This window comes from Peribacillus sp. YIM B13482 (assembly GCF_042787975.1).
Taxonomy (GTDB): Bacteria; Bacillota; Bacilli; order Bacillales; family DSM-1321; genus Peribacillus; species Peribacillus simplex_A.
This window is the reverse complement of the sequence record NZ_JBHZPF010000001.1, coordinates 222,746-240,595: the sequence shown is the minus strand read 5'-3', so window position 1 is coordinate 240,595 and position 17,850 is coordinate 222,746. Positions and strand designations below refer to the sequence as shown.

Sequence of the window (17,850 nt, the reverse complement as noted above, 5' to 3'; positions counted from 1 at the left end):
AATAACGTATTATTATTATTTTTTTGGTACAATATGTTCATGAAGGTTACTTTATACAAAAGTTTCCTGAAAATTAGCCATTCATGAAAAAGGAAAAAGAACTTTTTTCCATATACATAGTCTTTAAGACAAGAAATTGTTTAAGTCTTTTGATTTAAGTGGAGGGGATCTTAATGTCCATAAAAAAGGTTGATGCTAAAGCATTGGACAAGATCTTAGAAACAATGGTGAGCACTGTTAGTGAAAGTAAGGATGAAGTCTTTGATATCGGCGAACAATGCCGAAACGACTTTGAATCATTAACAAAAGAGCTCGACGATGTGAAAATTAGGGTCGCCATTGTGATAACCGACAGCGATGCACTGGACTCAAAGGCCAGGTTTGCTCGAAAAAGGCTTTCCGAAGTCAGTATGCACTTCAACCATTTTTCTGAAGAACAGGTACGCGATGCTTATGAAAGGGCACATAAGCTGCAAGTCGATTTGCAAATAAACAGGCAATTGGAGAAAGAGCTCCGTAATCGCCGGGATGAACTTGAATTAAGGTTAAGAGGTTTACAGCAGACGATCGATAAAGCGGTGCATCTCGTCTCTCAAATATCGGTTGTACAGAATTATTTGATGCAGGATCTTAAATTTGTAGGGGAAGCCCTCCAAGAAGCGAAACGCAAACAGGACTTCGGCTTGAAAATAATCGAAGCCCAGGAGCAGGAACGTAAAAAGCTCTCACGTGAAATTCATGATGGTCCGGCTCAAATGCTGGCGAACGTCATGATGCGTTCTGATCTGATAGAGCGAGTGCAACGCGAGAGAGGTCCTGATGAAGCGCTGGTTGAAATCCGCAGTTTAAAGGTCATGGTAAGGAATGCTTTATATGAAGTGCGCAGAATCATCTATGATCTTCGCCCTATGGCACTTGATGATCTAGGCCTTGTACCTACCCTCAGAAAGTACCTGCAAACGACCGAAGACTATAATACTGGCGTGCATTTGAATTTCGTCAACCTCGGGCAGGTCAAAAGGCTTCCTTCCGATATGGAGGTCGCTTTATTCAGGCTGGTTCAGGAGGCTGTACAAAATTCATTGAAGCATGCGGAGCCAAAACAGGTTCAAGTTAAACTGTCCATTTCCAAAGAGATGGTGACCGTCGTCGTCAAGGATGATGGAAAAGGGTTTGACTCTTCGATCCAAAAGGAAGGTTCATTTGGCTTGGTAGGCATGAGGGAGAGAGTCGAGCTGCTCGAAGGTGAAATGACGATCGATTCACAACCAGGGGCGGGCACTTTGGTGTTTATACAGATTCCCTATCATTTATAAATTTTAGAATAGAAACTAGGAGGAAGAAGCCGTTGAAGACTAGTATCATCATTATCGATGACCATCAGCTTTTCCGCGAAGGCGTAAAGCGTATATTAGATTTTGAATCATCCTTTGATGTTGTTGCCGAGGGCGATGACGGAAGCGAAGCTATGGATCTCGTTGAAACACATAAACCGGATGTTGTTATCATGGATATCAACATGCCGAATATGAATGGGGTCGAAGCAACAAAAATGCTCGTGAACCGTTACCCTGAAACAAAAGTAATCATCCTTTCCATTCATGATGATGAAAACTACGTACAGCACGCATTGAAAACGGGAGCACAAGGTTACCTGTTGAAGGAAATGGACGCAGATGCGTTGATTGATGCTGTTCGTGTAGTCGCTGAAGGCGGCTCATACCTTCATCCGAAGGTTACCCATAATTTAGTTAAAGAATATCGCCGCTTGGCAGCCGAAGAGGGTGCTGATCGTGATTCCGTACATGCAATAGAAATCAGGAGGCCGCTGCACCTATTGACTCGACGCGAATGTGAAGTACTTCAACTTCTAGCTGACGGAAAAAGCAACCGTGCCATCGGTGAAACCCTATATATCAGTGAAAAGACAGTCAAGAACCATGTGAGTAACATTCTTCAAAAGATGAATGTGAATGACCGTACACAAGCGGTTGTCCTTGCCATTAAAAATGGCTGGGTAGAAGTGAAGTAATTAAAGTATTCGATAAGTCCGGCTCTTCAGTTTCCGCAATGCGTGCTGAAGGTCCGGGCTTTTTTTGATGGCTCGATTTGACTAATTTTACATATTTCCGGTAATGAAGAAAGCTATTTAATGCAAATAAAGGCAATTTCAGATAGAATGGTGAATGAGATACAGAGTAAATTTTTATAAGGATGGTATTATTTATGAAAACCGCAGTCGTAACAGACAGCACTGCATATATACCTAAGGAAATTCGTGAACGTTTACATATACATATGATGCCGCTTAATGTCATTTTTTCCAATGAAGCTTACCGGGAAGAAGTGGACATTGCTGCGGATGAATTTTATGAGGAAGTAAAGAGGCAGGAGAAATTGCCGACCACTTCTCAGCCCCCAATCGGGCAGTTTGTCGAAAAGTTCGAGGAGCTGCAAAGAGAATATGATGATGTTATTTCGATTCATTTGTCGAGTGGTATCAGTGGTACGTATCAAGGAGCGGTATCGGCAGGTGAAATGGTCGAGGGGGTTAGGGTACATGCCTTTGATTCGGAAGTCAGCTGCATGGTCCAGGGGTTTTACGTGATCGAGGCGGCTAAGATGGCACTTGATGGTAGTGCTGCAGGAGAGATCATGGCCAGGCTCGAAGAAATGAAACCATCGGTCAGGGCATACTTCATGGCAGATGACCTATCCCACCTACAGCGCGGTGGACGCTTAAGCAGTGCCAAAGCATTGATTGGCAGTCTGCTTCAAGTAAAGCCGGTCCTCCATTTTGTTGATAAAATCATCGTCCCATTTGAAAAAATCCGTACTAGAAAAAAAGCGATGAAACGAATTGCCGATTTACTTGGAGAAGACGCTGCGAGTGGAGAGAAGTATAAAGCTGTCATTATTCATGCAAAGCGAGAAAGTGAAGCTAAAGACTGGAAAACCGAACTCGAAGCACGATTCCCTAATGTCGAGTTCGATATCAGCTACTTCGGTCCAGTAATCGGAACGCATCTGGGCGAAGGCTCGATGGGGATGGGCTGGTATAAAATATAAGCTGGGACGTCTTTCCTTCGAAAAAGAGGAAGGCGTTTTTTTATGAGCAAAAAGGGATCTGAGAGTAAAAAGCGAATGATATGGAGGAGTATAGTTTATTAAGAAAGAAGGTTACAGTTTGGAAAATATGGTCATTCCCCCCTTTTTTTCTCCGGAACTTCAGCACCATCTCACGGGAAGGCACCTTTTGGCCTTCGAAATCCCCTTCTCGCAGGAACTCATCGCAGGGCATCTCAAGAATGGGTATGTCTCGGAAACTTACGGAGTGCAGTCCAGTAATGGCCTGTTTAACTGTGTGCGCTGCGGTAACAAGGATCAAGCTTTGTTTTATACGTTCCCATGCAAGATTTGCAATCAGGATTGTACTTACTGCCGCTCATGCATCATGATGGGAAGAGTCAGTGAATGTACAAAGTTATATAGGTGGACCGGTCCGGGTTTTCAGTTTGAGATACCTGACAATGTGCTGAGTTGGGAAGGCGCTTTATCTGCAGGTCAACAATATGCTTCTGACTGTGTCGTCGAGGCGGTAAACGGAAAAGGTGAATTCCTTGTATGGGCTGTATGTGGTGCCGGTAAGACGGAGGTCCTATTTGCAGCGATTGAGGCAGCCTTGCTTGCTGGGAAACGAATTTGTTTGGCAACACCGCGGACCGATGTCGTTCTCGAACTCTCACCAAGGTTAAAAAAAGCCTTTCCTGCCATTGAAGTCACGGCGCTCTACGCCGGCAGTACAGATCGACATGCGTTTTCGCCACTAACTGTTTCTACGACCCATCAGCTATTCCGTTTTATTGAAGCCTTCGATGTCATCATTGTTGATGAAGTCGATGCGTTTCCCTACTCAATTGATGATTCGCTGCATTATGCAGTTAATAAATCAAAAAAGTTTTCTGCCGCAACCATCTACTTGACCGCCACACCTTCGAAACGAATGCAGCGACTATATCGAAGCGGCAAATTGAAAGCCGTTATAATCCCAGCCCGCTATCATCGTCAGCCAATCCCTGTCCCTGAAATGAAATGGAGCGGCAACTGGCAAAAACAATTTCATCAAAAAAAGATTCCTCCCGCAATCAAAGGATGGGTATGTGAACGACTTGAGCAGAATATCCCCTTCCTATTGTTTTTCCCAAGCATTCAAGTGATGGAGCAGGCACTTCCGCTGTTTCAAATGCTGTCCCCTAAATTATCGATTGTCCACTCACGGCACCCTGACCGAAAAGAAAGAGTAATGGCATTAAGGAATGGAATGGTTCCTGGATTATTGACCACGACCATCCTGGAACGCGGCGTGACAATTGAACGGTTGGAAGTAGCCGTGATTGGTGCTGAACATAAAGTGTTTTCAGATAGTGCCCTCGTCCAGATTGCCGGCCGGGTAGGGAGGAGCTTTGCTAACCCTGCCGGGACGATCAGTTTTTTTCATTACGGTAAAAGTAAAGCGATGGTTGAGACGGTTCACCATATACAAATGATGAATAAAGATGCCATGAAAAGGGGGCTGCTGGATGAAGAGATGCCTAGTTTGTGATGAAGGAATGAAGGAAGCATTGACATGGAGGAGCCTATTGGTGAGGGCTGAGGCAAAGGTAATTTGCGAAAAGTGTGAGGGGAAACTTAATAGGATAACCGGGGAAACATGTACAATGTGCTCAAGGGAGCTGGGTAGGAATTACAGTACTGGTGACATCTGTCTGGATTGTTCAAGATGGGAAAGGAATAGGGAATGGTCCGGCTATTTGTCGAAGAACATATCGCTATTTCATTATAATGAAGACTTAAAAGATATTATTGCTAAATATAAATACCGAGGGGATTATGCATTAGCTGAGGTATTCGTCCCTTTTTTGAAAGACAGGTTAAAGGACATGGAGTTTGACCTGGTAACGGCCATCCCGCTTAGTGATGAACGGCTTAGGGAGCGGGGATTCAACCAGGGACAAGCTTTGGCAGTACTTCTTGGACTTCACACTGCCGAGATCTTAACAAGGATCCATACGGAAAAACAGTCAAAAAAGTCACGTCAAGAGAGAATGTCATTACCCCAGGTTTTTCAGGTCATACAAACGGATTTGCTGGAGCATAAATCAATTTTGATCATCGATGACATTTACACTACAGGCACAACGCTCAGGCATGCAGCCAAGGCATTAAAAACGGCTGGGGCCAGAGAGGTATCATCCATCACCCTGGCAAGGTGAAACAGCTAATTTTAATAAACGTCCTAAAGTATCGCTGGTATTATTCGATATATACAGTAATAAGAATAATCGTTGTGATGGTGAGGGAGGGAAACTCAATGGGAATATTCAACTGTCCAAACTGTAATTCGTTATTCGTTATGACGAAATACCGTGATCTATGCGATGCCTGTTATAAAGAAGAAGAAGCCCAATATGATAAAGTGTATGCCTATATTCGCAAGAAAATAAATAGAACGGCGTCCATGATGCAAGTGGTTAAGGAAACTGGCGTTGAAGAAACTTTAATTATTAAATTTGTGAAAACAGGAAAGCTAAGGATTTCGCAGTTTCCCAATCTAGGAATTCCTTGTGAAAAGTGCGGCATTCACATCAAGATCGGAAGGTTATGCGGCAAGTGCAGCGATTCCCTCGTTACGGATTTGCAGGCATTTGAAAGTGAGGAAAGGCGCCCAACTGAAATTCAAGGAAATGATAAAAAAAATACGTACTACATGAAGGATGATCAAAAAGGGTAGATATCATGGCGAAAGCATGCATGATTTGTTAAAATATCCGATATTGAGAACAATATTCGACAATGGTTGTCGAAGGAAAGATTACAGGAAACAATAAAAGAAATCGATTCTTTGTCGATAATAACAATAGGGTGAATAACTCAGTCCAGAGCATTCTCATGGTCTGCTGAAGAATCATATTGTTATGGGATTAAAAAAATCGACCGAAGGAGAGGATCTGGAATATGAAAATCAATAACATCGGTATGACAGGTGTTAACCCGTATAATCTTCAAGCCAATAAAACGGGGAATATCAAAGAGTCTAAGGTCAATGCCTCGGATAAAGTTGAAATTTCTTCAGCGGCAAAAGAAATGCAGCAATCATCTCCGATTCCTGCTGCTAGACAAGCAAAGGTGGACGAACTGAAAATCCAAGTTGAAAACGGAAATTATAAATTGAATGCCCAGGCAACGGCTAAAGGCCTCATCGATTTTTACCGGAAATGAACTAAAGTTTGAATGAAGTGGACGGGACCAGTTTCCGTCCTTCATTTATGAGCAGAGGAGGCAGCAAAATGTCTGCACGGAACATCATCGAATCGCTTGGAAAATTGATCAAGCTTCATAAAAGCTTCAATCAATTAGCGATAAGAAAAACGGCCATTTTGAAAGCAAGTGATACCGAGGCAATTACTGCCCTGCTGATTCAGGAACAAAAGCATATTAAAGCAATCAGTCAAACCGATATGGAGAGAGAGGGGGCAGTCAAGGAATTCCTTGCAGTAAATGGAACCGTGGGAAAGAAGGCCTCCATCCACGCCGTAACGGAACTGACAGGACCAGTTGAAACGGAAATCATTGAACGGCTAAAAGCGGAATTGATTGATGAAGTGACTAAGCTGAAAGAGCGGAACGGTTTAAATCAGCAATTAATCTATCAATCCCTTCAATTCATCAATGTCTCTTTGGATATGCTGAGGCCGCAGAATCAGAACTTGAATTATGGGGATTCGGTTAAAAAGCCGGTAAAAAGCGTCATGGCAATGTTTGATTCAAAAGCTTAAGAAACAGAAAAAAGATGGAGGTTTGACCAAATGATTTCAACCTTTATGGGTCTTGAGACGGCAAAGCGCGGATTATCCACCTCTCAAGGAGCCTTGTACACGACAGGGAATAATGTGGCCAATGCCAATACATTAGGATATTCAAGGCAGCGGGTCAACCTGGTACAGACGTCTGGCTTTCCAACTGTCGGATTGAACAGCCCGCGCGTAGCTGGCCAAATCGGGACAGGGGTGGCGGCAGAAACGGTTCAGCGGATCCGGGATAGTTTCCTGGACGCACAATTCAGGACACAAAGTAATAAAATCGGTTTTTATGGGGCCATGAGCGAATCATTGTCTAAAATGGAAGGGATCATGAATGAACCAACCGACAGCGGATTAGCTGCCACGATGGAGAAGTTCTGGAATTCGCTGCAAGGGCTGACGGCCAATACGGAAAACTCCGGGGCCCGTGAAGTCGTTGCCTCAACGGGCGTCATGGTCGCGGATACCCTTAACTACTACTACAAATCGCTAACGAGCGTTCAAACGGATATCGGTAATCAGATAAACGTCAAAGCGAACGAAATCAATACGCTCATTAGCAGCATTGATCAACTCAATCAACAAATCAGTAAAGTGGAGCCGCATGGATATATTCCAAATGACCTTTATGATAAACGTGATGTACTTGTAGACCAACTTTCGCAGCTTGTCAGCATAAAAGTGAATAACGTCATTCCGACGGATTACGGAAGATCCAGCGATGTAGCTGCAGGGCTATACAACATCGAATTGATGCAAGAAGACGGTTCGTCTTATGTGCCGCCTATCAATCTAGTAAGTGTTAACCAAACTGGGATGGTGGGAACTTCGAAAGTTGAAGTTAGCTATGATAAAACGACAGGTATGGTAGACGGAGTGAAGTTCGGTTCAAAAACAATGACGGATTACAAATTCTCGGGAGAACTATCCGGTTTGATCAACAATTTTGGTTATAAAAAGGATGATGGTACGATCGGGGGAGCGTATCCTGATATGCTAAAAAAGCTGGATAATATGACGACGGCTTTTGTGAACGAGTTTAATGCCATCCACAAACAAGGATATGCACTAGGTGATAGCGATGCTTCAACATTGGACTTCTTTGAAATAGAACCAGGTAAGAGCGCTGCCCAAAGCATCAAGGTGAATAGTGAAATCGTAAAGGATCCCTCGAAAATTGCCGCAGGCGCTAAAAGCGGAGGGGCATCCGGGGATAATGAAAATGCCAAACTCCTGGCTGACCTGAAGAAGAAAGCGTTTAGTGAGTACTCGACTAAAGACCAAAATTCAAAGGAATTGACGGGAAGTTTCGACACATATTATTCCGGAATCATCGGAAAACTGGGTGTGGATTCTCAAAGCGCCCAAAAAAACCTTTCCAATTCTGTCGTGCTTGCTACATCCGTTAACCAAAATAGAGACTCTGTCAGTTCTGTATCCTTGGATGAAGAGATGACCGATATGATCAGATTCCAGCAAGCATACAATGCTTCTGCAAGAATGATGACGATGATGGACGAAATGCTCGATAAAATCATAAACGGAATGGGCACTGTAGGCCGATAATAGGAGTGAACGAACATGCGGGTAACGCAATCGATGCTAACCAATAATATGTTAAGCAATTTAAGCAGCAGTTACGAGAAGATGGCCAAGCTTCAAGAGCAGGTTTCCTCTCAAAAGAAATTCTCCAAACCATCCGATAACCCTGTCGCTGCCATGATGGGAATGGGGTACCGGACAAACGGGCAGTATCAGAGCAACATTGCCGAGGCGACAAATTGGATCGACAGCACGGATGATGCCATTTCTGAAGCTGTTTCCGCCATGCAGCGGATACGTGAGTTGACGGTTCAGGCCAGCAATGGTACGTATGAAGGCGAACAACTGAAAAATGTTGCTGAGGAAATAAAGCAATTAAAAGAACATCTCATAACTCTTGGCGACACACAGATAGGCGGGAAATATATTTTCAACGGCCAGGATACAAATGTGAGACCGTCTTCCGTTAAAGATGGGAATGGGAATACGGTGTATGGCACAGGAGACATAAACCTTGAAGTGTTTTCCGGGATTTCCCTGAAAATCAATACGGACGGTTCGAAGATTTTTGGTGATGCGCTTGCCGCTGGGGGAAGCATTGACCAAACAATCGACGCACTTGAAAACGGTGGTGACGTGAGTGGCACGCTGGCAGGACTTGACGCAACCATAAATACTTTCTTAGGCATGCAAGCACAGGTTGGCGCAAGGCAGAATCGGATTGAGCTGATGACGGACCGCCTCAAACAGCAGGAGGTCTTTGCTACTGAAATCCTTTCGAAAAATGAGGATGTCGATATCGAAAAAGCAATCATGGATTTGACGACCCAGGAAAGTATCCATAGTGCTGCATTAAGTATCGGTGCAAAAATCATGCAACCGAGTTTATTAGATTTTCTTCGCTAAGCTATTCTTAAAAGGATAGCTTTTTTCTCTTAAGGAGTGTTGATGATGCAGATTCCACAAATTAGATTGCAATCCACCTCAATGAAGATTGGATTGAATATAGAACAGCCTGTACAGCAAATCGAACAGAAGGCAGCGGACCAATCTATCGAACAGCCGCAGGCAATCCTGGAAATCCGAACGGCCCCAGGCAAGCTGACGATCGACCAGTCACAAGCCAGGGAAGATATGGATTTAAAAAGCCTTTCCAAGCGAGTGGAGGAATTTGCCCGGCAGGGATATCAAGATTGGCTGGTATGACAAGACGTGCTCAGCAGGGGACGGAGCTAAGGCATATTGAAAAAGGCGGTAATGCACTCGCAGAACAGGCCAGGCAAAACAGCAAAGGGCCGGAGAAGCAATTCAATCTTGGGTGGATTCCCTCTCATTTCAGCGTAAAGCTTGACTATCAGCCGGCCCAGGTGGAGATTGAAGCAACCGCTCAAAAACCGATCATTGATGCTCGAATCAATAGACCGAACCATACATACACACCAGGGAGTGCAGATGTGGAAATTCTACAAAAAAATGCGCTGGATATAGATTTCATCAATTTATTTCCGGATGAGATAGGTGAGTGAAACAATAATGATTCTACAAACAAAATTTCATGGCGAAATCGAATTAGTGGAAGAAGAGATTTATCGATTTGATAGCGGGATACCAGGATTTCTAGAAGAAAAACAGTTTTGTTTGCTAACTCTGGATGACACGCCCTTTTTCGTCCTGCAATCTGTAAAAACAAAAGAGGTTGCCTTCATTGTGACAAATCCTTTTGAAGTGTTTCGTGATTACGAAGTGGAGCTTCCGGATGAGGTATTATCTTCTTTACAAATAGAAACGGAACTGGAAGTCATTACTTTCGTCATATTGACGATTCAAGACCCTTTCAATGAAACGACGGCGAATCTTCAGGCTCCCATCATCATAAATGCCTCTAAAAAAACGGGAAAGCAATTTATCATGAACGGCAGTGAATACCGTACAAAGCACAGATTGATTGAACCTCCAGCAGAACAGGGGGAGGAATGATGCTCGTATTGCCCAGAAAGCTAAACGAAGCGATCATGATTGGCGATGATATCGAAATTACGATTTTGGCTGTTGAGGGAGAACAAATTAAACTGGGTATCAATGCTCCTAAAAACGTCGATATCCATAGGAAGGAAATCTACCTGTCCATCCAGCAGGAAAATAGCGAAGCTTCTGAAATAAAAACCAATCTTCTGGAAAATATAAATGAGTATTTCAAGAAAAAATCTTGAAAACCCGCTAAATATGTTTCCAAGCAGACCGATATTAAATATACAACGATGAGCAGTGAAATAGACTTATTCATTGCTTTCGTAAACAACCACATGGACGTGGGAACTTAAAACTCAAGGAGGAAACATAAAATGATTATCAATCACAATATCTCAGCTTTAAACACGCACCGTCAATTATCAAGTGCAACGAATGCACAATCTAAATCAATGGAGAAACTTGCATCAGGTATGCGTATCAACCGTGCAGGCGATGATGCTGCCGGTCTTGCAATCTCTGAAAAAATGCGTGGACAAATCCGCGGTTTGGACCAAGCTTCCCGTAACTCACAAGATGCTATCTCTTTGATTCAAACTGCAGAAGGTGCATTAAACGAAACGACTGATATTCTGCAACGTATGCGTGAGCTTGCTACACAAGCAGCAACAGACACCAATACTGGTACAGACCGTAATGAAATCCAAAAAGAAATCAATTCCCTAACATCTGAAATTAACCGTATCGCTAACACAACTGAGTTCAATAATCAAAAACTATTAAACGGCGACAAAGATGGAGCAGCAGTGGCAGGGAAACCAGCAGTTGCAGGAGAATATTCATTTGATTTTGGATCAATTTCCACCACTGTAGACGATACAATTGAAATTGGTGGTCAAACATTCACAGTTGTAGCTGCCGGGGATGAGGATCCAGCTACAGGTAAATTCAGTGATGCAGATACATTAAAAGCTGCCATCGAAGGTAATGCCGCACTTAAAGATAACTATTCTGTAGCTGTTGATGCTGGAACAGGAAAAATTACTTTAACTCAAAAAGCTGACAAAGAATCTTCTGTTGCCTTGACTGGTAACGGCGTTGGAACTGTAACAGAAGTTACTAAGGGTGCAGAAAAGGTCGACGCAGTTCCTGCTGACCCGGATAAGAGCCTTAAATTCCAAATTGGGGCTAATGAAAAACAAAGTTTGACTCTTGATATTGGAAATATGAGTGCAGAAGCTTTAGGTATATCTACTAAAGGAGCAGATAATGCAGGATTAGCAGTAACAGACGGAACTAATAACGAAACAACTGAACAAGCATTAAATGTAGGAACCCATGCTAGTGCTGCTGCAGCAATTACAAAAATTAATGACGCAATTAATTCAGTATCAGCAGAGCGTTCTAAACTAGGTGCAAACCAAAACCGTTTAGAGCACACTATCAACAATTTAGGTACTTCTTCTGAAAACCTGACTGCTGCTGAATCACGTATACGTGATACAGATATGGCAAAAACAATGATGGAGCAAACTAAAAACTCTATCTTGGCGCAAGCATCACAAGCAATGTTGGCTCAAGCTAACCAGCAACCGCAAGGCGTTCTTCAGTTACTTCGTTAATTGAATAGTTAGCTTAACAATAAAGGGTCTGACACTTTGTGTCAGGCTCTTTTATTTGTACTGATTGAAGGGTGTAAGGAACACTGTGATGTAGAAAAAAAGAGATTACTGCCACTTAAAAAGGAAGGGACCATTCGTTCATGTCACCAAGGAACCTTATGGCTAAAATCCTAATAGAGTATGATGGCACTGCAAAATACACAGCTGAAGATGTCAGTAATGTGTATGGTGAAATGACTGTGAACACAGCTATCAATTACAAGCTGGATGGGATATATCAATTTTTAGTATGTTCGCTGATTATTTGAATAAAAAGGGAAGTCCTAAACAAGATTGTAGGTAAAGGGCTTTCTATCTAAATATTAGAACAAAGTTGATTGGAACGGAAGGTACGAGACTCCTGCGGGAGATACGTGTCCAAGGGAGACCCCGCAGGAGTCTCCCGGACCGCCCGCGGAAAGCGAGTGCCTGGAGTGGAAATCAACTAGACCCCAAATATTTTTCTGGAGTTTTTTTAGTAGAATCTCTTTTATAGCAAAGGATCATTAATGAGTATTTGCAGGTGCAACCAAAATCTATGAGTGACTAAAAATAAAACCTTAATTACCGATATAAAAAGTAAACAGATCAAATTGGGGGCTATTTAGATGCTGGAGAGTTTGTCCACGAATATTCTTTCCTCACAGCTTAGAACAGCAATCTCAGACGGAATTAGTTCATATTATCAACGTGAAATGAATACGCTTGCCTATTCAGAACAATGTGTGGAATCTAATAATGAGCCTGCTAAAGAAAAGGTGAATGAAGTAGTGGAAAGTTTGAACACCTTCCTGGATCCAACACAAACGGCCATCCATTTTGAGTATCATGAGGAGCTGAATGAGTATTATGTCAAGGTTGTGGATGACGTTACGGATGAGACGATCAGGGAGATCCCTCCTAAGAAGTTACTGGATTTCTATGCGGCAATGACAGAGTTTGTCGGGATTATGGTGGATGAAAAAATATAGGCGGGTGATTGATTGTGGTAAGAATCAGTGGTTTTGCGAGTGGAATGGACATTGATGAATTAGTTAAGAGTATGATGCAGGCGGAACGGGTGCCTTTGGATAAATTAACACAGAAAAAGCAGTATTCCGAGTGGCAGCGGGATGATTACCGCTCGATAAATACATCTTTATCAGAATTGGATAGACTCATTGGTGATGGGGTTGGGAAGCAGTCTTCCTTTATTAAAAAGAAAATATCGGTATCAAATCCAGATGCAGTATCGGTGAGAAATGTGAGCTCGACCAGTGATTTTACTGGAAATATCAAGGTGAATGGGCTTGCCAAAGCAGCAACCATGACCAGTACAGATAAATCAGCAGTTACTGATTCCAAAAAGAAACTATCGGAATTGGGTATCACGACTCCTCAAGATATTACGATACTGGCTATCAATAAAGATGGCGGTTTTGATACGGAAGTAAAAGATGGAGTAACAATGGACAAACCGTATACGCTTACTCTTAATGAAAACGATACGCTAGAGAGTGTTATTAATAAAATTAATGCTAACTCGGGAGTGACTCTATTTTTTGACGAAACCTCCCAGAAGTTTTCCATCACTGCTAAAAATACCGGTGATGTAAATGATCGCCCTGAAATTGAATTAGGGGGTAGCGGAGATTTTTTTGCTGTGTTAAAAATGAGCAGTAATAATGAAGGGGCTGTCGGCGCAAAAGGGGAAAATGCATCGATTACTTATAATGGACTGGACATTTCCCGGCCTTCGAATACGTTTCAAATCAATGGAGTGGAAATAACGGTTAAGCAGAAAACGACGGATACCATCACATTCTCATCAACGGCTGATGTGGATTCCATCTTGGATACAATCACTCAGTTTGTGAATAAATACAATGAAATCATTAAAAAGGTTCAGGATAAAACAGGTGAAGCGAAATATCGCTCCTTTACCCCGCTTACTACTGAGCAAAAGAAGGCAATGACAGAAGATGAAGTGAAGATGTGGGATGAGAAAGCGAAGAGCGGAACGTTAAAAAGTGACTCAACACTAAAAAGTCTCCTAACTACGATGAGAACGTCCCTATACACCTCGGTGGATGGAATCACAGGAAAAAACAATCTCAGCAGTTTGGGTATCACTACGACCAAGAATTATTTGGAGGGCGGTAAATTAACGATTGATGAGGACAAGCTCCGGGCAGCCATTAGTGAAGATCCCAATGCGATTTATGATATGTTCATGACCAATGGAACGGAGAAAAGCGATAAAGGCCTCGCGCGTCGGTTACGGGGTGATATAGAATCATCCATGAAAGTGATTACTGAAAAGGCCGGAAAGGCCGGATATGTTAATAACAATTTTACAATTGGAAAATTGGTTGATGGGTTGGATAAGAGGATATCAACATTTGAAGCAAAGTTAACGAAATTGGAATCGCGCTATTACAATCAGTTCACGGCCATGGAAAAAGCGATTCAAAAGGCAAACAGCCAAAGTTCATCGTTAGCCTCTTATTTTAGTTAAGGCAAGTCGGAAAGAAAGATAAATATGGCGATAAATAATCCATATCAATCATATCAACAAAGTTCAGTCAATACAGCATCCCCGGGAGAGCTTACATTAATGCTCTATAATGGCTGCATAAAGTTCATCATGCTTGGGAAAAAAGCAATTGAAGAAGGAAATATCGAAGCGAAAAATACCAACATCATAAAGGCGCAAAACATTGTCCATGAATTGATGGTGACGCTGAATATGGATGTCGAAGTGTCCAAGGAAATGATGAGTCTGTATGATTTCATGAACCGACGTCTGATAGAGGCGAATATGAAAAATGATGTTGCAGCCTTGGAAGAGGTCGAGGGACTCGTTACTGACTTCCGTAATACCTGGAAGGAATTTATTCAGATGAACCGGAAAAAACAGTTTACACAAAGCGGTCAAGTGTAATGATCATTCAAACCTTTCATGATTTGACTGTTGAATTACTTGCCGTTTTGGAAGATCGGACGATTGCAGAACGTGAAGATAAAATAGAAAGGTTCACACAGCTGATTGACCAGCGGGATGAACTTCTTTCTCAAATCAAACCGCCTTTTACTGGTGAAGAGCAACAACTTGGCCGTGCAACAATGTTACTTAACGAACAGGTCGATCGCATGCTTTATCTCCAAAAGCTGGAGATAAAGCGGGACATCCAGGAAATAAATAAGAAGAAAAAATCATCTAATAAATACACGAACCCCTATGAAAGTCTATCAATCGATGGCATGTTCTACGATAAAAGAAATTGATTACCCAGCCGTTTGGATTCCAAACGGTTTTTATGTTAAATATTTTTAAATTTTCTGTAAATAATGCGGGCTTAATTTTTTCTTTATTGCTAGGCATTTGTTATAATGAAGCTAGGGCAGACATCAACCCTTTCCAAAACCTTCCGACAATTGCTTCATAATTTCGACATATTTCATGATGTGTTTCTAAAGGGAACCGGAGGGGTATTGTAGAATCTAACTGTATAGTCTTAATTTAAGGAGGACTCACTTTATGAATTACAACGTACGCGGTGAAAACATTGAGGTAACTCCAGCAATTCGAGAATACGTCGAAAAGAAAATTGGCAAGTTAGAACGATATTTTAACAATACACCAGATGCAAATGTGTTAGTGAATTTAAAAGTGAACAATAATACATCTAAGGTCGAAGTGACGATTCCCATGCAGAATTTGGTTCTTCGCGCTGAAGAGGAAAATGCGGATATGTATGCTGCCATTGACTTGATCAATGATAAGCTTGAACGCCAAATTCGTAAACATAAAACGAAGGTCAATCGTAAGTTCCGGAACAATCTATCGACGACACCCGATACATTCGCTTTCAATACGGATGTTGACGAAGTGGTGGATGAATTCGAAGACGATAATGATATTGAAGTGGTCCGCAATAAGCGCTTTGATTTGAAGCCGATGGACAGTGAAGAAGCCATTTTACAAATGAATATGCTTGGTCACAGTTTCTTCGTTTACACGAATGCGGATACTAATACAACAAACGTAGTGTACCGCCGAAAAGATGGACGCTATGGATTAATTGAACCTAGTTAACTATAATTCTAAAATCAAAAGCACAACCCAGCCTCTGGGTTGTGCTTTTTTTATACATTTTGGTAGTTTCCCATTACATTAATAGCCGATGAGTCCATATGTTTGCTGTTGATTATTTCATTACTATTTTACTAAAGTTAGATGGATATAATCAAAAGGTATAAAAAATGACTGTAATTAACGAACAATTCTTGTTCTTTAACGAGATAGACGTTTATTTTTACCTATTCAAACACCTACAACTTTTGTACTATACTCAAGTTGTTAATTCTTTAAAGAGAACGAGTAGTTTCTTATAAAAAACATTTGCTCAAGGTGCAGAGGGGGCGTTTTTTATATCGAAACAATTGCCATAAATACCATAGGGCTTCCTTTAGCAGTGCCGAATATGGAAAGTGGCTTTGCCCGATCTGCGGTGAGGACTTAACTGTGCAAAAAATTGGTTGCACCTAAAGAGAGAATTAATACGCCCCATCGAATGGTTAATGAAGGCAGTATCCCCCATTTTAAAAAAAGCGAATATGAATAGGACTTTGATAATGATTGAATTAATATTAAATATTCCTAATATTGTAATATTTTGTCGGATAAAAGGTTTGCTTTTAGATAGATTACCGACATAAAATAGCAATATATGGAGTGTGTATCCGTTATAATATGATTAAAAGTAATGATTTGGTAATAGTAACACGACAAAGGCAAACTTATTGAAATTAGGGCGCAAAGGCACAGGTCTAAGGTTTAGCGACTACGATGGCTGGTCTGCCTGAAATACAAAGAGTATTTTAGGAGGTAGAAGAGGTGGCTAATTTGGAAATAGATCAAGAATGGGTAAAGTTGATTTCAGAAGCAAGGAGCTTGGGTTTCAAAAAAGAGGAAATTAGTGCTTTTTTTGAACGGGAAAGCCTTGAGGTTACATTAGAGGAGAACGATGGAAGTTGAGTACTGAAAAGGAGCGAGAACATCCCTATAAACAGTGGTTCAATTCATTAGCTGTTTATAGGGTTGTTCTTCCATGAGATTCTAGCAAGTCTAGTTCATTCAAGCTGTATTCTTCCGGATTATGTAGGTAGATTATTAAACTACTATTCTTCTTTATCTTTTCTCCATTTATTAAACTCGATGAATTCCCTGAATTGTTGTTTTGATACACCCGAATTCATAGCCTCCTCAACGATTTTCATCCAGTCAGTGTCCAAGTTTTCCTTATTTGGTGCATCGTAAAGAAGGGCATCAACAGGAATGTTAAGCACGGCGGAGATTTTTTCAAGAAATTGAATAGAAGGATTCGTTTGTAAGTTTCGCTCGAGCGAACTTAAGTAAGACTTTGCCACCCCCGCTTTATCGGCGAGTTCAGTCATGGACATTTTCTTTTCTTCTCGCAGTTTTTTTACACGTTTACCAATCATCAATACCACCTCGAAACATGTTCTATTTATCTTCTGCTTATAAGTTTGAGTAGCCCACATTAAATCATTCAAAGCATGGAGCCTGTAAGGTTGGATTACCTTGACATGCTATCGCTAGAGAAGGACACAGATTAGTGATGGAAGGTTATGGATAGTTCTCAGTTGCATTTGGAATAGTGGGGAGTTTGCAATATATTTTTTATACTTCCTTTTATTTTAACAGTTTTACTCTTCATTTATCCATTGTTTTTCGCAATAATTGAATTCAGGTCTATACCAGGTAAGTGACATGAAGTTGTACCTCTAGGGTAGAAGTGGTAAAATTAAGCGTG

Annotated in this window: 21 protein-coding genes, 1 pseudogene and 1 riboswitch; of the genes and pseudogenes, 21 read left to right on the top strand and 1 reads right to left on the bottom strand. The window is 41.6% G+C overall.

What is annotated here, in order from left to right:
- Nucleotides 1-173: 173 nt before the first annotated feature.
- From ACFX4L_RS01200 to ACFX4L_RS01100, 21 genes and pseudogenes are all read left to right on the top strand, one after another.
- The gene (locus tag ACFX4L_RS01200) at nucleotides 174-1,316 is read left to right on the top strand and encodes a sensor histidine kinase (protein ID WP_061465607.1); all 1,143 of its coding nucleotides are present in this window, start codon (nucleotides 174-176) and stop codon (nucleotides 1,314-1,316) included.
- Nucleotides 1,317-1,348: 32 nt separating this feature from the next.
- A complete protein-coding gene (locus ACFX4L_RS01195) occupies nucleotides 1,349-2,032 on the top strand; it encodes a response regulator (RefSeq protein ID WP_061465606.1) in 684 nt (227 codons plus the stop codon).
- A gap of 194 nt (nucleotides 2,033-2,226) precedes the next feature.
- The gene (locus ACFX4L_RS01190) at nucleotides 2,227-3,069 is read left to right on the top strand and encodes a DegV family protein (protein ID WP_284469245.1); all 843 of its coding nucleotides are present in this window, start codon (nucleotides 2,227-2,229) and stop codon (nucleotides 3,067-3,069) included.
- Nucleotides 3,070-3,256: 187 nt separating this feature from the next.
- A complete protein-coding gene (locus ACFX4L_RS01185; RefSeq protein ID WP_377403636.1) occupies nucleotides 3,257-4,603 on the top strand; it encodes an ATP-dependent helicase ComFA in 1,347 nt (448 codons plus the stop codon).
- The gene (locus ACFX4L_RS01180; protein WP_284469247.1) at nucleotides 4,581-5,273 is read left to right on the top strand and encodes a ComFC family protein; all 693 of its coding nucleotides are present in this window, start codon (nucleotides 4,581-4,583) and stop codon (nucleotides 5,271-5,273) included. Before ACFX4L_RS01185 ends, ACFX4L_RS01180 begins: the two co-directional genes overlap by 23 nt.
- Before the next feature lie 98 nt (nucleotides 5,274-5,371).
- The gene (locus ACFX4L_RS01175) at nucleotides 5,372-5,791 is read left to right on the top strand and encodes a TIGR03826 family flagellar region protein (RefSeq protein WP_377403633.1); all 420 of its coding nucleotides are present in this window, start codon (nucleotides 5,372-5,374) and stop codon (nucleotides 5,789-5,791) included.
- Nucleotides 5,792-6,015: 224 nt separating this feature from the next.
- The gene (gene flgM / locus ACFX4L_RS01170; protein WP_061465602.1) at nucleotides 6,016-6,279 is read left to right on the top strand and encodes a flagellar biosynthesis anti-sigma factor FlgM; all 264 of its coding nucleotides are present in this window, start codon (nucleotides 6,016-6,018) and stop codon (nucleotides 6,277-6,279) included.
- Between the two features lie 68 nt (nucleotides 6,280-6,347).
- Nucleotides 6,348-6,836, top strand: coding sequence for a flagellar protein FlgN (locus ACFX4L_RS01165; protein ID WP_377380899.1), 489 nt, complete (start codon nucleotides 6,348-6,350; stop codon nucleotides 6,834-6,836).
- Between the two features lie 30 nt (nucleotides 6,837-6,866).
- The gene (gene flgK, locus ACFX4L_RS01160; RefSeq protein WP_377380896.1) at nucleotides 6,867-8,426 is read left to right on the top strand and encodes a flagellar hook-associated protein FlgK; all 1,560 of its coding nucleotides are present in this window, start codon (nucleotides 6,867-6,869) and stop codon (nucleotides 8,424-8,426) included.
- A gap of 15 nt (nucleotides 8,427-8,441) precedes the next feature.
- Nucleotides 8,442-9,308, top strand: a complete 867-nt coding sequence (flgL, locus tag ACFX4L_RS01155; protein ID WP_377403630.1) for a flagellar hook-associated protein FlgL — start codon at nucleotides 8,442-8,444, stop codon at nucleotides 9,306-9,308.
- Nucleotides 9,309-9,350: 42 nt separating this feature from the next.
- A pseudogene (locus ACFX4L_RS01150) lies at nucleotides 9,351-9,928 on the top strand (DUF6470 family protein).
- Nucleotides 9,929-9,935: 7 nt separating this feature from the next.
- The gene (gene fliW / locus ACFX4L_RS01145; RefSeq protein WP_284471978.1) at nucleotides 9,936-10,379 is read left to right on the top strand and encodes a flagellar assembly protein FliW; all 444 of its coding nucleotides are present in this window, start codon (nucleotides 9,936-9,938) and stop codon (nucleotides 10,377-10,379) included.
- On the top strand, nucleotides 10,379-10,612 hold the full coding sequence (gene csrA / locus ACFX4L_RS01140) for a carbon storage regulator CsrA (protein ID WP_377403685.1): 234 nt from the start codon (nucleotides 10,379-10,381) through the stop codon (nucleotides 10,610-10,612). Before fliW ends, csrA begins: the two co-directional genes overlap by 1 nt.
- Before the next feature lie 132 nt (nucleotides 10,613-10,744).
- Nucleotides 10,745-11,992, top strand: coding sequence for a flagellin N-terminal helical domain-containing protein (locus tag ACFX4L_RS01135; RefSeq protein WP_377403627.1), 1,248 nt, complete (start codon nucleotides 10,745-10,747; stop codon nucleotides 11,990-11,992).
- Nucleotides 11,993-12,132: 140 nt separating this feature from the next.
- Nucleotides 12,133-12,300 (top strand): hypothetical protein, encoded by a 168-nt coding sequence (locus tag ACFX4L_RS01130; protein ID WP_377403624.1) that lies wholly within the window; start codon nucleotides 12,133-12,135, stop codon nucleotides 12,298-12,300.
- Between the two features lie 339 nt (nucleotides 12,301-12,639).
- Nucleotides 12,640-13,002, top strand: a complete 363-nt coding sequence (gene flaG, locus ACFX4L_RS01125; RefSeq protein WP_377403621.1) for a flagellar protein FlaG — start codon at nucleotides 12,640-12,642, stop codon at nucleotides 13,000-13,002.
- A gap of 14 nt (nucleotides 13,003-13,016) precedes the next feature.
- Nucleotides 13,017-14,528, top strand: a complete 1,512-nt coding sequence (locus tag ACFX4L_RS01120; protein ID WP_377403618.1) for a flagellar hook-associated protein 2 — start codon at nucleotides 13,017-13,019, stop codon at nucleotides 14,526-14,528.
- Nucleotides 14,529-14,552: 24 nt separating this feature from the next.
- Nucleotides 14,553-14,954 (top strand): flagellar export chaperone FliS, encoded by a 402-nt coding sequence (gene fliS, locus ACFX4L_RS01115; RefSeq protein WP_377403615.1) that lies wholly within the window; start codon nucleotides 14,553-14,555, stop codon nucleotides 14,952-14,954.
- A complete protein-coding gene (gene fliT, locus ACFX4L_RS01110; RefSeq protein ID WP_061465592.1) occupies nucleotides 14,954-15,298 on the top strand; it encodes a flagellar protein FliT in 345 nt (114 codons plus the stop codon). Before fliS ends, fliT begins: the two co-directional genes overlap by 1 nt.
- A 253-nt stretch (nucleotides 15,299-15,551) precedes the next feature.
- Entirely contained in the window at nucleotides 15,552-16,109 is a 558-nt protein-coding gene (gene hpf / locus ACFX4L_RS01105) for a ribosome hibernation-promoting factor, HPF/YfiA family (RefSeq protein ID WP_347940824.1), read from the top strand.
- A gap of 687 nt (nucleotides 16,110-16,796) precedes the next feature.
- A riboswitch (cyclic di-GMP riboswitch) is annotated at nucleotides 16,797-16,879 on the top strand.
- Between the two features lie 31 nt (nucleotides 16,880-16,910).
- Entirely contained in the window at nucleotides 16,911-17,051 is a 141-nt protein-coding gene (locus tag ACFX4L_RS01100; protein WP_377380881.1) for an anti-repressor SinI family protein, read from the top strand.
- Between the two features lie 143 nt (nucleotides 17,052-17,194).
- Here the strand turns inward: ACFX4L_RS01100 and ACFX4L_RS01095 are convergent, their stop codons facing one another.
- Complete coding sequence (locus ACFX4L_RS01095; protein ID WP_061465590.1) at nucleotides 17,195-17,518, bottom strand: helix-turn-helix domain-containing protein; 324 nt, start codon at nucleotides 17,516-17,518, stop codon at nucleotides 17,195-17,197.
- Nucleotides 17,519-17,850 lie beyond the last annotated feature (332 nt).

What these genes read in the sequence shown, in the direction of transcription:
- fliS (WP_377403615.1), top strand. Translation starts at nt 14,553, where the DNA reads ATGGCGATAAATAATCCATATCAATCATATCAACAAAGTTCAGTCAAT.
- flaG (WP_377403621.1), top strand. Translation starts at nt 12,640, where the DNA reads ATGCTGGAGAGTTTGTCCACGAATATTCTTTCCTCACAGCTTAGAACA.
- ACFX4L_RS01165 (WP_377380899.1), top strand. Translation starts at nt 6,348, where the DNA reads ATGTCTGCACGGAACATCATCGAATCGCTTGGAAAATTGATCAAGCTT.
- flgK (WP_377380896.1), top strand. Translation starts at nt 6,867, where the DNA reads ATGATTTCAACCTTTATGGGTCTTGAGACGGCAAAGCGCGGATTATCC.
- fliW (WP_284471978.1), top strand. Translation starts at nt 9,936, where the DNA reads ATGATTCTACAAACAAAATTTCATGGCGAAATCGAATTAGTGGAAGAA.
- csrA (WP_377403685.1), top strand. Translation starts at nt 10,379, where the DNA reads ATGCTCGTATTGCCCAGAAAGCTAAACGAAGCGATCATGATTGGCGAT.
- hpf (WP_347940824.1), top strand. Translation starts at nt 15,552, where the DNA reads ATGAATTACAACGTACGCGGTGAAAACATTGAGGTAACTCCAGCAATT.
- ACFX4L_RS01180 (WP_284469247.1), top strand. Translation starts at nt 4,581, where the DNA reads ATGAAGAGATGCCTAGTTTGTGATGAAGGAATGAAGGAAGCATTGACA.
- ACFX4L_RS01200 (WP_061465607.1), top strand. Translation starts at nt 174, where the DNA reads ATGTCCATAAAAAAGGTTGATGCTAAAGCATTGGACAAGATCTTAGAA.
- ACFX4L_RS01190 (WP_284469245.1), top strand. Translation starts at nt 2,227, where the DNA reads ATGAAAACCGCAGTCGTAACAGACAGCACTGCATATATACCTAAGGAA.
- fliT (WP_061465592.1), top strand. Translation starts at nt 14,954, where the DNA reads ATGATCATTCAAACCTTTCATGATTTGACTGTTGAATTACTTGCCGTT.
- ACFX4L_RS01095 (WP_061465590.1), bottom strand. Translation starts at nt 17,518, where the DNA reads ATGATTGGTAAACGTGTAAAAAAACTGCGAGAAGAAAAGAAAATGTCC.
- ACFX4L_RS01175 (WP_377403633.1), top strand. Translation starts at nt 5,372, where the DNA reads ATGGGAATATTCAACTGTCCAAACTGTAATTCGTTATTCGTTATGACG.
- flgM (WP_061465602.1), top strand. Translation starts at nt 6,016, where the DNA reads ATGAAAATCAATAACATCGGTATGACAGGTGTTAACCCGTATAATCTT.
- ACFX4L_RS01130 (WP_377403624.1), top strand. Translation starts at nt 12,133, where the DNA reads ATGTCACCAAGGAACCTTATGGCTAAAATCCTAATAGAGTATGATGGC.
- flgL (WP_377403630.1), top strand. Translation starts at nt 8,442, where the DNA reads ATGCGGGTAACGCAATCGATGCTAACCAATAATATGTTAAGCAATTTA.
- ACFX4L_RS01135 (WP_377403627.1), top strand. Translation starts at nt 10,745, where the DNA reads ATGATTATCAATCACAATATCTCAGCTTTAAACACGCACCGTCAATTA.